Annotated in this window: 9 protein-coding genes; 5 read left to right on the top strand and 4 right to left on the bottom strand. The window is 59.2% G+C overall.

The window, feature by feature from the left end; all coding sequences use genetic code 11:
- The first annotated feature begins 475 nt into the window (after positions 1–475).
- From NWI_RS01420 to NWI_RS01400, 5 genes are read left to right on the top strand one after another with little or no spacing between them, the layout of a single operon-like run.
- Entirely contained in the window at positions 476–673 is a 198-nt protein-coding gene (locus NWI_RS01420; RefSeq protein WP_041344644.1) for a helix-turn-helix domain-containing protein, read from the top strand.
- Positions 670–3042, top strand: a complete 2373-nt coding sequence (gene hsdR / locus NWI_RS01415; RefSeq protein WP_011313603.1) for an EcoAI/FtnUII family type I restriction enzme subunit R — start codon at positions 670–672, stop codon at positions 3040–3042. Before NWI_RS01420 ends, hsdR begins: the two co-directional genes overlap by 4 nt.
- A complete protein-coding gene (locus tag NWI_RS01410) occupies positions 3029–4588 on the top strand; it encodes a type I restriction-modification system subunit M (RefSeq protein WP_011313602.1) in 1560 nt (519 codons plus the stop codon). Before hsdR ends, NWI_RS01410 begins: the two co-directional genes overlap by 14 nt.
- Entirely contained in the window at positions 4585–5919 is a 1335-nt protein-coding gene (locus tag NWI_RS16365) for a restriction endonuclease subunit S (RefSeq protein WP_011313601.1), read from the top strand. The genes NWI_RS01410 and NWI_RS16365 overlap by 4 nt, the downstream gene beginning before the upstream one ends.
- Before the next feature lie 7 nt (positions 5920–5926).
- Positions 5927–8545, top strand: a complete 2619-nt coding sequence (locus NWI_RS01400; RefSeq protein WP_011313600.1) for an AAA family ATPase — start codon at positions 5927–5929, stop codon at positions 8543–8545.
- 249 nt (positions 8546–8794) lie between these two features.
- On the opposite strand, the gene NWI_RS01395 is transcribed toward NWI_RS01400, so the two are convergent.
- From NWI_RS01395 to NWI_RS01380, 4 genes are read right to left on the bottom strand one after another with little or no spacing between them, the layout of a single operon-like run.
- Complete coding sequence (locus tag NWI_RS01395; protein WP_011313599.1) at positions 8795–9412, bottom strand: hypothetical protein; 618 nt, start codon at positions 9410–9412, stop codon at positions 8795–8797.
- Positions 9387–10571 carry an XRE family transcriptional regulator gene (locus tag NWI_RS01390; protein WP_041345282.1) on the bottom strand — a complete coding sequence of 395 codons (1185 nt, stop codon included), beginning with the start codon at positions 10569–10571 and terminating at the stop codon, positions 9387–9389. The genes NWI_RS01395 and NWI_RS01390 overlap by 26 nt, the downstream gene beginning before the upstream one ends.
- A complete protein-coding gene (locus NWI_RS01385) occupies positions 10568–11926 on the bottom strand; it encodes a 7-cyano-7-deazaguanine synthase (protein WP_011313597.1) in 1359 nt (452 codons plus the stop codon). The genes NWI_RS01390 and NWI_RS01385 overlap by 4 nt, the downstream gene beginning before the upstream one ends.
- Positions 11923–12480 (bottom strand): hypothetical protein, encoded by a 558-nt coding sequence (locus tag NWI_RS01380; RefSeq protein ID WP_011313596.1) that lies wholly within the window; start codon positions 12478–12480, stop codon positions 11923–11925. The genes NWI_RS01385 and NWI_RS01380 overlap by 4 nt, the downstream gene beginning before the upstream one ends.
- Between the last annotated feature and the right edge of the window lie 43 nt (positions 12481–12523).

Below are 12523 nucleotides of genomic sequence, written 5' to 3'. Positions count from 1 at the left end.
TTTCATAAGGCCAAAAATGCATGTGGCAAGTCTGTGGCGAGTCCTCTGTAAGCCGCAGAAAATAAGGGCTTTCAACTTGCTCGACACGCAAGGGGTCACAAGTTCAATCCTTGTACCGCCCACCATTTTAAATTCAATGACTTAGCTAAAAGTTACGGAAAGAAACGGTCTCTCAAGGGGCGCTTTCGCCACAAATCGCCTGTCCTCGCAAACCCGCAGAAATCCGCCACTGTCCGTTTCGGCCCGTCCGGGCTTGTGGCGCGCATGTGGCAAGCGAGATTCGCGTGTGGAGGTTGCGGCAAGTCGGAGCCAGATTGACTTATGGAAATCTGGTGATCCCTCATGGCCTCTCGCGACCCTTAGACGCCTGCACAAGGGCTCGCAGGGCGGCCGCCGCCTCCCGGCGCTGGAATTTTTTTCTCGGATTTTCGCCGATCTTCCCTATAATTCACCGGATTCGACCTGTGGCGAGCGGATGGCAGACGAAATCCTGACGATCCGGGAGGTGGCGGAACTTCTCAAGATCAATGAGAAGACGGCCTACAAGCTGGCCGCAGCAGGCAAGCTGCCCGGTTTCAAGGTTGGAGGGTCGTGGCGCTTTGAGCGGCAGGAAATTGCCAACTGGATCAGGCGCAAGGTTGAGGAGCAGCAAGGGGGCAACCAGGGAGTATGACGAACGAAGCCGATACTTGCCGAAAGTTCGTCGTGCCCAAGCTGCAATCGTGCGGCTGGGACAACGAACCCCATTCCATCGCCGAGCAGCGTAGCATCACGGACGGTCGCGTCATTCCTGTCGGCAAGGGCTTTGTGCGAAAGCCCCCCAAGCGGGTCGATTATCTTCTGCGCTACACTCGGGATTTTCCCCTTGGCGTGGTCGAAGCCAAGGCCGGTTACAAATTAGCGACCGATGCCGTGCAGCAGGCCCGCGACTACGCAGAAACCCTTGGCCTCAAATTCGCCTACGCCACCAATGGCATTGAGATCATCGAAATCGACTACTTCGCAGGCACCGAAAAGCGCGTTGCGGATTTTCCAAAACCCGAAGAGCTCTGGCGGCGTTATCAGGCAGGCAGCGGGATGGACACGCCCGAGCGCGTGGATCACCTCATCGCCCCTTACAACACGGTGGGCGGCAAACCGCCGAGATATTATCAGCAGATCGCCATCAACCGGACGGTCGAATCCATCCTTGCCGGAAAGAAGCGCCTGCTTCTCACGATGGCGACGGGAACAGGCAAGACCATCGTGGCCTTCCAGGTTTGCTGGAAGCTCTGGTCAAGCCGTTGGAATAAAACCGGGGAGCATCGCAAGCCGCGCATCCTGTTCCTTGCAGATCGCAACATCCTCATTGACGACCCGAAGGACAAAACCTTTACCCCCTTCGGGGACGCCCGCCACAAGATCGAATCCGGCGAAATCATCAAAAGCCGGGAGATGTATTTCGCCATCTATCAGGCGCTTGCCGAGGACGAGCGCCGCGCCGGTCTCTTCCGGGATTACCCGCCGGACTTCTTCGACCTCATCATCGTTGATGAATGCCATCGAGGAAGCGCCCGCGACGATAGTTCCTGGCGCGTCATTCTTGAGCATTTCAAGCCCGCCTATCAGCTTGGCATGACGGCGACGCCGCTGCGCCAGGACAACCGCGACACCTACCTCTATTTCGGCAACCCGATTTACGAATACAGTCTGCGTCAGGGCATCGACGACGGCTTTCTTGCCCCCTACCGCGTGCATCGCGTCATCACGCAATGGGACGCCGCCGGATGGCGGCCAAGCAAGGACGAGGTGGACCGCTATGGCCGCGCGATCCCCGACGATGAATATCAGACCAAGGATTTCGAGAGAGTCATTGCTTTACGCGCTCGCACACAGGCGATTGCCCGTCACCTGACGGATTTCCTCAGGAAGACCGACCGCTTCGCAAAAACGATTGTCTTCTGTGTCGATCAGGAACACGCCTCCGAAATGCGCGAGGCGCTGGTCAATCTCAATTCAGACCTCATTGCCCAATATCCTGATTACGTGGCTCGCGTCACGGCGGACGAAGGCACAATCGGGCGGGGGCATCTATCGAGATTTCAAGACGTCGAAACCAAAACGCCTGTTATCCTCACATCATCGCAACTGCTGACCACGGGCGTCGATGCGCCAACCTGTAAGAACGTCGTCCTTGCGCGCGTCGTGGGGTCGATGAGCGAGTTCAAGCAGATCATCGGACGCGGAACGCGCCTACGCGATGACTACGGCAAACTCTGGTTCAACATCCTCGATTACACCGGGGCGGCCACCCGCATGTTCGCCGACCCCGACTTCGACGGCGATCCAGCACGAATCACGGAAGAGGAAGTGAATGACGCTGGGGAAGCCACCTCGACGACGGAGACGATCCCCGAAGGACAGGAAGCGGAGCCTGCCACGCCTGAGGAAGGCGAACCCGGCGTGATCGAGCCGCCGACCGGCGAGCCCCGCAAGTTCTATTTCGACGGCGGCCAGGTCGAAGTCGTAGCCCATTTGGTCCATGAGTTGGACCCGAATGGGAAACAGCTTCGCGTCGTCAAATACACCGAATATGCCGCTGAAAGCATTCGCTCGCTTGCACCGACATCCGCCGACCTCCGCCAGCGCTGGGCGGATGCCGACCAGCGCAGGGAGATCATAGCCGCGCTCGCCGAGCGCGGTATCGACTTCGCTGTGTTGGCCGAGCAGACCGGCCAGACCGACGCGGACCCCTTCGACTTACTTTGCCATCTGGCCTTCAATGCGCCGCTTCGCACCCGTCGCGAGCGGGCGCAGCGCCTCAAGTCCGAGCGCAAGGATTATTTCGAGAAGTTCTCCCCCGAAGCGCGTCAGGTGCTCGACGATCTTCTCGAAAAATATGCGGAACACGGTGATGCGCAGTTTGTCCTCCCGGACGTTCTGAAAGTTCCGCCCATTTCAACCCACGGCCAACCCGCCGAAATCATCAAGCTGTTCGGCGGTCCCGATGAGCTTCGCCGGGCCGTAAACGACCTACAAGGATTGCTCTATGGCACGAACTAAAAAGAAGAACGGCGCAGACGCCGCACCGATGACGACCTCCCAGATGCTGGGAAGTCTCCTGAAATCTGCACGCGACATCATGCGCAAGGACAAGGGGCTCAACGGCGATCTTGACCGTCTGCCACTTTTGACATGGATCATGTTCCTCAAGTTCCTCGACGACCTTGAACAGCAACGCGAGGAAGAAACCGCCCTATCCGGCAAGAAGTTCAAGGCCGCCATCGAAGCCCCGTATCGCTGGCGCGATTGGGCCGCCGATCCGCAAGGGATCACGGGCGATGAACTGCTTTCCTTCATCAACGCCGAGGAAGCCGTGCGTGCCGACGGCAAGAAGGGCCCCGGCCTGTTCGCCTATCTGCGGGCGCTTTCCAGTTCCAATGGCGACAACCGCCGCGACGTGATCGCCACCGTCTTCAAGGGCGTCGATAACCGCATGAAAAGCGGTTACCTGCTCCGCGACATCATCAACAAGGTCGGCGGAATTCATTTCACGTCGTCGGACGAGCTTCATACCCTCGGCGCGCTTTATGAATCCATGCTCCGCGAAATGCGCGACGCGGCGGGCGACTCCGGCGAGTTCTACACGCCGCGCGCCGTCGTGCGCTTCATGGTGGAAGTCACCGACCCGCGTCTTGGCGAGACCGTCCTCGACCCTGCCAGCGGCACGGGCGGGTTTCTGGTGGAGACATACAACCACCTTGAAAAGCAGGTGAAGACCGTCGCCGACCGCAAGCGACTTCAAGATGAAACCATTACCGGCTGCGAACCGAAATCCCTGCCTTATCTGCTTTGTCAGATGAACCTTCTGCTGCATGGGCTGGATGCGCCACAGATCGACCCCGGCAATGCTCTGCGCTTCAAGCTCTCCGAGATCGGCGAAAAAGAGCGTGTGGATGTGATCCTTACCAATCCGCCCTTCGGAGGAGAGGAAGAAAAAGGCATCCAGGGCAACTTCCCCGAAGATCGGCAGACGGCGGAGACTGCGCTGCTATTCCTTCAGCTCATCATGCGAAAGCTCAAACGCCAGCCGACTTCCGTTGGTCGTCCCGCGCGTGCGGCGGTCGTCGTGCCGAACGGCACGCTGTTTGGCGACGGAGTATGCGCGCGCATCAAGGAGGAGCTTCTCAAGGACTTCAACCTTCATACCATCGTGCGGCTGCCCAATGGCGTGTTCGCGCCCTACACCAGCATCCCAACCAATATCCTGTTTTTCGACCGCTCCTGCCAAACGAAGGAGGTCTGGTATTATGAGCAGCCCTTGCCCGACGGCCGCAAGAATTACACCAAGACCCAGCCCATGCAGTTTGAGGAGTTCAAGGGTTGCATGGCGTGGTGGACGAAACGCGAGGAGAACGATCAGGCTTGGAGAGTGTCCGCCAAGGAGCTTCGGGATGCTAACTGCAACCTCGACCGCAAGAACCCGCGCTCCAAGGTGGATTTTGAGCACCTGCCACCAGATCAGCTTGCCGAAGATATCTTGAAGAAAGAGCTGCGGATCGCCGAGCTGATGCGGAAGATCAAGACCACTCTAGGGGCAAGCGCATGAGTGCGGCCTGGCCGACCGTTGCTCTTGGTGATTTGCTCCGTCGTTCTGAGCACATAATACCGCTCGACCCGGAAGCGACTTACAAAGAAGTGACGGTTCGCATCAACGGCAAGGGCGTCGTTGAGCGTCGTCAAGTGCAAGGCGTTGAGATCGCCGCTAATCGCCGCTACCAGGCGAAATCGGGCCAGTTCATCATTTCGCGCATTGATGCGCGACACGGTGCAAGCGGCCTAATTCCCGACGAGCTGGATGGCGCTGTCGTCACTAACGACTTCCCGCTGTTCGATGTAGCCGAAGATCGTCTGGACGCTGCTTTTCTTGGCTGGATGTCAAAGACCGCATCGTTTGTTGAGCTGTGCAAGCGCGCAAGCGAAGGCACAACCAATCGTGTCAGACTGTCAGAAGATCGCTTCAAGGCCCTAAGCATCCCACTCCCGCCGCTCGACGAGCAGCGCCGCATCGTTGCGCGCATCGAAGAATTGGCTGCGAAGGTGAAGGAAGCGCGTGGCCTTAGGGCTGCCGCCATCGAGGAAGTCGAAGCGCACTGGCCCGCAATACTCAGGCTTGCATTCGACGGGAAGCTTGTCAGCCTCGTTCCGTTCAAGGCGAGTGCGCAAGAGATTCTGAAGCAAGCGGCGACGTTCCATGCGAACTATCAAGAAACGAAGAACAACAACGCTTATCCTAACAAGCCGCAGATTTCAGATAATGGCCCTTACGCCCTTCCAACGGGATGGTGTTGGACAACCTTGGGCTCTGTGCTGACGCACATGGTCGATTGCGTCAACGACACCCCTAATTTTTCGGAAGTCGATACAGGCTTGCTTGGGCTAAAGACAACGAACATCAGACCCTACCGGCTCGATTTGCAACGTCGATGGTACATGACCCCCGGCGACTTCGCCTCCTGGAATCGTCGGCAACCTCCGCAAGCAGGTGACATCGTTCTTACAAGAGAAGCGCCTGTCGGCAACGTATGCATGCTGCCGGAGGGCATATCGGCGTGTTTGACGCAACGCCTGATGCTGTTACGGGCAGAAAATCGGGTGATACAGAGTCGCTACCTGCTGCATTTCTTGAATAGTCCCTGTTTCACCGACCAAATCGCAGCCAGCGGTCGAGGGCAGACACATCCGCACATCCGCGTCGGCGATGCGCCACATTTCTTGCTGCCGCTCCCCCCGATGGAGCAGCAAGTCAAAATCGTGGCCGAACTTGATGCACTTCAATCCAAACTCGACTCGGTGAAGGCGCTCCAAACCGAAACCGCCGCAGAGTTGGACGCCATGCTTCCCGCAATTCTCGACAAGGCGTTCACGGGGGAATTGTAGAATCGACATGAGCGCAGCGCCGAGCCAATCTGCCCCGCTGACTGAAAAGGCTGCCCTTGCAGACCTCGTGACATGGGCGGAAAAACGCCCCGCATGGCAGAAAGACGCCCTTCGTCGGCTGGTCACAGGTGAAACGCTTGACGATCAGGCGATTGCGGAACTTACGGAGCTTTGCCTCGACCCTAAACGTGCCCATGCGCCAATCTCGCAATCGCATATTGGAGCCGTAACCAGCTCGGCGGAGCCGATTTCACTTGTTTCCATAAAGAATCCTACCGCCATCAACGCGCTGGCGAGCCAGCAAGAGCTGTCCTTTGAACAGTCAGGACTGACGGTGATCTATGGCGACAACGCTTCAGGAAAGTCGGGTTATGTCCGTGTCTTGAAGCACGCATGTCGGTCACGAGACGCGAAGTTCGCCATCCACAGGGATTTGGAGGACAAGACCGACACCCCGCAATCTGCCGAGATATTTTTCGCACGTGGCTCGACCACGGAGCAATTCAGTTGGACCCCCGATGGTGAGCCGCACAGCGATCTCCCATCGGTCAGCATCTTTGACTCTCGAAGCGCTAGCATTCACGTCGAAAGCACCAACGACGTCGCCTATATTCCCCGGCCAATGCGTTTGCTGGAAACACTGGCCGATGCCTGCGACCGCATCAAAGCAGCACTCGACAGCAAGATTGCAACGCTCAATAAACAGGTGCCGCTTGCGATTGCAGCCCCCTCGCTGAGCAGGGAAACGGCGGCTGGCAGCTATGTGTTTGGGCTCAATGCAAAGTCCAACATTCCGCAGCTCGACAAGCTCGCTGTGTTGAGCGAAGCGGAGAATGCCCGCCTTACCACATTGGAAACCGACTTCGCTCAAGATCCGAAGCGCGCCGTGGCCCGTCTTGATAATCAGCGCGGGGAGATAGAGCGCATTCAGACAACCCTCCAAACGCTCATCGGCGCAACCAATGCAGCGGCGTTCTCGGAAATCGGTACGTTGCGAAAAGCGCACAGCGAGGCCGTGGAAGCCGCGTCCATTGCTTCTCAAAAGTTATTCAGCGCATCGCCGTTGCCAGAGGTAGGGCAAGCCGCTTGGCAAAAATTATGGGAGGCCGCGCGAACCTATGCGGACACCGTAGCCTATCCCGGCAAGACGTTTCCTTCGAGCGATCCAGATACGCTTTGCGTGCTTTGCCAGCAGCCCCTTGGCGCGGACGCCATCGCGCGCCAAGAAACATTCGAGTCGTTTGTCAAAAGCTCGACGAAGTCTGACGAAGCGGCGGCGCGCGCGAAGCTCGACACGGCGCTCGTTCAGCTAGAGGCGCGGACGCTGCGCCTGGACGGTGTTTTGAAGCACAGCAAGTTCCTCGCGACCGAAATTGGCGATGCGTCTCTTGCGAGGCAAGTCCGTCGGGCCTTTATCGTTGTGCTCTGGCGCCTTCGAGCGATGCTTCGGGCGTATGGCGCACCCAAGCCACTCGGCACTGACCCACTTCCGGCGCTTTCTAACCTTGCAGCCGACCTCAAAACGCGAGCCGCGCAGCTTTCCGCCGATACGCAAAGCGATGACTACAAGAAACTGAAATCCGAATACCTTGAACTCAAAGACCGCGCCGCCCTTGCACCGCTGCTCCCTGACATCAAAGCGCAGATCGCTCGCCTCCAGGAGAGTGAGACGATCAACACGGCGCTCAAGGCGACCGCGAAAAAGCCCATCACCGACAAGAACAAAGAACTGTCGGACCGCATGGTGACGGATGCGCTACGCGGCCGGTTCGCGCGAGAGATTGACAAGCTGAAGCTGTCCCGCATGCCGGTCGAACTGCGCAAAGAGAAGGACCGGCAAGCGGTATCGTATTTTCGCGTCGCGTTGGTGGAGAGACCGGACGCCAAGGTCGGCGAGATATTCAGCGAGGGCGAACACCGCTGCGTCGCGCTTGCTGCGTTCCTTGCCGAACTGGTCACGGCGCAGCGTTATTCCGGTATCGTTTTCGATGATCCCATGTCGTCGCTTGACCACATCCACCGGGGCGCGGTTGCGTCGCGGCTGGTGGAAGAGGCGGAACACCGCCAAGTCGTCGTGTTCACGCATGACCTTGTGTTCTTGTACGAACTTCGGCGCGAGGCGGAGAAGGCAAACCGGCCAATCGCATTTCGCAATGTCAGACGGCAACAGAACAGGCCCGGTTACGTTGAAAACGAGTTGCCGGATAAGGCCAAATCGGGTCTTGAAATGTGCAATGCGCTGCGATCCTCGATTAAAGCGGCAAAATCTGGCTTCGACCATCTGAATGATACGCAGCGCACTATTTTCTGTAAGGGCGCTATTGGTCAAATGCGCGATGCCTGGGAGCAAGCGATCTGTGATTATATCCGCCCCGTGCTCGAAAGGTTCGACAACAAGGTCAAGCCGACCTCGATGTTTAAGCTGGGCATTCTTACTGAGGACGACGTGAAGTGCGTGATGGCCGCCCAAGCAAGGTTGTCCGAAGACCTCCATTCGTCGGCGCAGGCGTTAAACCCCGAAGCCATATCGCTCAATGATCTGCTTAGCGAGGTCAAGGCGCTTGAAGATTGGATTCAGTCGATCCGTGAGCGACAAAATAATGCGACCAGGCCAACAATCAACTGATTGCAACAATCAGGGCTCCTGCGGGATAGCCGTCTTCTTAAGCAGTTCCTCGGTCGCTAATATGGCCGGTTCTTTGGCTGGTTTGTTGTCATGGATTGTTCCATTGCTTCCAAGCGACAGTGGCAAGGTCAGTGTGGGCTTGGCCCGTCGTGTAGCCGGTTAGCTGCTGGGACGTGCGGAGAATAGCAGGGCTAATCTCCGCATCCGGTGCGACGATTGCGGGAAGTGTGTAATCGTAACGAAGAAACATTACACTGCCGCCGCTCTGTGCGCTTTCGGCAAACTTGTGCAGTTTAACGCGGCCTCCTCTCCGATCAATTTCACAATCATTTCCATTTGATGGGGAGGCACCCTCATGCGTGCATTCCGCAAGGCGTTGACGATCGCCTGTGCGAGGGCACTCTCGCCAAGAGCGTCCGCCACAAGACTGTGCGTGAGAAAATCGACCGTCGATACGACTCTCAGTGCAGGGAAGTCTGCCGCGCAAATTGACTGCGCCTTCCTTTCATCGATCAGGGCGATGGCGCCGGTCTGGCAGGCGAATCCGATGGTTGCCGCTTCTCCATCATCCAGGGTGCGTATGGCGGTTCCGTCGACAAGGGAGGCATAGACTTTGTTTCCGCTCTCATCCAGCCGGAACACCTGCATGGCGTTGGCGGCAATGAGGGCTTGAATCTGGTCGTAGTCACGATGCCCGTTGCGCCTGCCTTCCGCGAGCTCGGCAAGCGCGTTCTCGGTAATGACGACTGCACCCGGTTGTGCACGGATGATTTCGAGCGCGCATCCCGTCGCGTTGAGATTGATCGCAACGCTTGCATCGGCAACAAGAACGGTCTGCGCGTCAATGGGAAAGCTTGAAGAGCTCATCAGCCTCGCTTTCCTCTATGTCCGCACCGTCCAAGACCTCTCTCACCTCGTGCCTGTCGAGTTGGAGAAGACGCGCAAGTTGTCCCTCGCTGTAGAATTGCTTTTTCCATGCCTCGCGGGCGAGCAGGGCAAGACGCGGCGGGACGAGTCCCCGCGCAAGGACGGATGATGAGGGCCGCGCAGGCAGCTCACCGAGCACCTCCCGCGCCTGTTCGTCGGTTATGCCGCCATGCGACTGAAACCAGTCCCACGTGCCGTCTTTCGCAAGCTTTAGCTCTTCGAGCCTCCGCACCATGGCTTCGCGAGAGACGCCGAAGGCGTGAGCCAGAAAGATGATGTGGCGCCGCGTCAGGTGCGACTGTCCCGCGGTTATCTCCGCGAAACGCTGGCGGACGGCGCGGCTGGGCGTCAGGAAACAACGCTGAAAGATATTCGCGTACCGTTCTTCCCGCGAGACGAAAGGCTCGTCGTCGGTGAGAACCTCGGGCTGCCGCCGGGTGGATATGAAATGCGCGAGTTCATGCACGCCCGACTGCGTGAGACGCTCATGCGGGTGATTGGCATTCAGCAAAATGCAAGCGCCAGCGGCGTCATCGTACGCGAACAAGCCCGCAACCTTGCCATCGAGCCGCCGCACATACACGCGAATGCCCAGCTGCAAATCGAGTATCGAGACAATGTCGGTAACCGGCCCCGGCCCAAGTCCAACCCAGTCTCGCAGTTCCTGCGCATCCTGTTCCGCCTGTATGCGGATGTCGCCGGGCAGAATGGGGCGCTCCGGCGGGTAGTTGCGGGTCCGGGCGACACCCAGCGCGTTCTCCAGCTCCACTTCGGCGCGAACGAGATCGTTCAGAAGTCGTGACGCCTGCTCGACGGCGTGGTCGCTGCTTTCCGAGAGCTTCCGAAAACGCGGAACCATGTCGAGGTGAACGGCTTCCTTGCGCAGGATTGCGTTGGCCGACGTGCGATAGGACGTCGCAAGCTTCTGCAATTCATCGATCTGGATGCGTCGTTTTCCCTGCTCTATCGCCACGATGGTCGTGCGCGCGGCTCCGATCGCGGCTGCCGCTTCCGCCTGGGTGAGCTTGGCTGCCTCCCGCGCAATACGAAGCCGTTCCCCGATCTCCGCATCACCTAGCCGTTCGCTATTTCCATTCATTGACTTGCCCGCGTCCATTTCTTGATGAAGGAGCGCGCTCCCAGATCATCGGTGAACTTGTTCCACTCGGCGGCGTGCCGTTCGAGCAGGCCGATCAGCCGCCCTTCGGCTTCTGCCGCGGTCATGCCAAGCGCCGTACTTGTCAGCGCTGCATGCCGCTTGAGCGCCGCATGATTGTTCGGCTGTGCCATGTCGGCGAGATGGTCGAGGTGGAGCGTCCCCGCGATGGCGTATTCACGAAAGGCCGAATTCACCTTCTTGAATCCCGGATGGACGGCCTCTTCAATGGTTGCGGCAGTCAGGTCGTTGCACACATACGCATCGGGGCCGTCAACCAGTCCCGCCGTATGAATGCTCATGCGGCGCAGCATGCATGCAGCGCAGATGCCGCATTGGACAAGGTTCCCGTTCAAGGCACTCCAGCGGGCGTTGCGCCAGCACGACTTCGTATCGTCCCATTTGCTACCTGGAAGAGCCGCATACTCCCGCAGCGTTTCTGCTTTCGTGTGCCACAGGCGCGGAAACACGAATCGCACAGGCCGCCGGAACAGGGCATTCAGAAACCGCTCCATGCGACTCGTGAACAGCGGGTGATTGCGATAGTCGGGATAGGCGTGCGCAACGGTTACGAGGGCCGGGCCGAATGCGCCCTGTCCGCTTTCCGGAACGAGGATGACATCGGCTTCGGCAAGATAAGCGGCGATCCCGCTGATCAGCGCGAACTTGAATCCCCGGCTGCGGCCGCTCGTCTCGCCGGTCGCGGCTACCGAGTAAGGCACCGCGGCGAAGGGCTCCCGTTGCCCTTTGAACGGCCTGCCGCCCGCTTTCGGTCCGACGCGGACGCGCACGAGGCGCTCACCAAGCGACTCAGCCATCAGGCCGGCGACGGCACGCGAATCCATGCCGTCGCTGTAGGCGATCACGGCTTCCGTCTTGACGGGAAGCTGCAAGAATTCCTGTTGCGGTTTGGGGGCGGCGCTTCGGCGCTTGATGAACTCGAGGTCCCAGATGTCGCCCGTCAGGAAGCGAAGGGCTTCATGAAGGGCAGTAAAGACACCCGGATCGGACCAGCGGCCGGGATCATGGACTGGCACGCGGAGAGCGATCTTCCGCGTCCAGCCGAGCGAAGGACGCCTGATCGACCGATCAGCGTACTCCACCGCCGCCGCCACGAGCATGGCGTCATAGATCACAGGCTCCCACCGAGCGAACGCGTAGTGCTCAAGGGCTGCCGTCGAGAAGCTCAGATCGCGGCCCAGCTGACAGACCAGATGACCCTTGCGCGCGCGGCGGCCCGGTTCGACAACGTCGATCGCCTTGTCGGGAATTCTGGGCTGGAACGCCGTAGCCGTCATAGCGCAGGCCCCTCGTCAAGGCCGGTATGGCGGCGCAGGTTGACGGAGCGGCGCTTCGGGGGCTTCCCGGGAGTGAGAAGCTCACGGGCGAGCGCGCCGCAGTCGACAGTCTCTCTGGCGGCATCGAGCCGCTCGCGGACGTAGCCGCTGCTGCGTGAGCCTGCCTCCCGCTGGTAATGCTCATCGATGCTGCGCAGGGCGCTATGCATAGTCCCTTCGAGGGCCATCTGCACGGCGGCCTGTGCTCCGGGGTCGCCGACCTTGCCGTTCTGGACCGCTACGATCGCGCAATCGATGAGCTGGGTGGCAGCCGCCGAGCCTGGACAAGACGCGCGCAGAGCTTCGAGCTGTTCGATCCGCATCGAAGGGAACAGCGAGTCGCCGCCCATGATGTCACGGACGGCCTTCAACGGCCCTTCGAGGATGTCGCGTTTCAGCGCATAAGGAAGGGCCTCGCAGACCTCGGCGGGCGAGTGAGCCGCTTTCGCGGCGCGCTGCGCCAGCACCTTCCAATGAGGCCGCAGGGGCAGACTTCTGTGGGGGCCGTCACTCATGGCGAATCTCCATGTCAGAAGCATACGATAAAAATGCTGACAA

Origin of the sequence: Nitrobacter winogradskyi Nb-255 (assembly GCF_000012725.1) — a bacterium.
Classification (GTDB): domain Bacteria; phylum Pseudomonadota; class Alphaproteobacteria; order Rhizobiales; family Xanthobacteraceae; genus Nitrobacter; species Nitrobacter winogradskyi.
The sequence above is the reverse complement of the archived record's forward strand: the minus strand, read 5'-3'. Positions and strand labels throughout refer to the sequence as shown.

Coding starts and splice junctions, on each gene's coding strand:
- NWI_RS01420 (WP_041344644.1), top strand. CDS start 476: ATGGCAGACGAAATCCTGACGATCCGGGAGGTGGCGGAACTTCTCAAG.
- hsdR (WP_011313603.1), top strand. CDS start 670: ATGACGAACGAAGCCGATACTTGCCGAAAGTTCGTCGTGCCCAAGCTG.
- NWI_RS01410 (WP_011313602.1), top strand. CDS start 3,029: ATGGCACGAACTAAAAAGAAGAACGGCGCAGACGCCGCACCGATGACG.
- NWI_RS16365 (WP_011313601.1), top strand. CDS start 4,585: ATGAGTGCGGCCTGGCCGACCGTTGCTCTTGGTGATTTGCTCCGTCGT.
- NWI_RS01400 (WP_011313600.1), top strand. CDS start 5,927: ATGAGCGCAGCGCCGAGCCAATCTGCCCCGCTGACTGAAAAGGCTGCC.
- NWI_RS01395 (WP_011313599.1), bottom strand. CDS start 9,412: ATGAGCTCTTCAAGCTTTCCCATTGACGCGCAGACCGTTCTTGTTGCC.
- NWI_RS01390 (WP_041345282.1), bottom strand. CDS start 10,571: ATGAATGGAAATAGCGAACGGCTAGGTGATGCGGAGATCGGGGAACGG.
- NWI_RS01385 (WP_011313597.1), bottom strand. CDS start 11,926: ATGACGGCTACGGCGTTCCAGCCCAGAATTCCCGACAAGGCGATCGAC.
- NWI_RS01380 (WP_011313596.1), bottom strand. CDS start 12,480: ATGAGTGACGGCCCCCACAGAAGTCTGCCCCTGCGGCCTCATTGGAAG.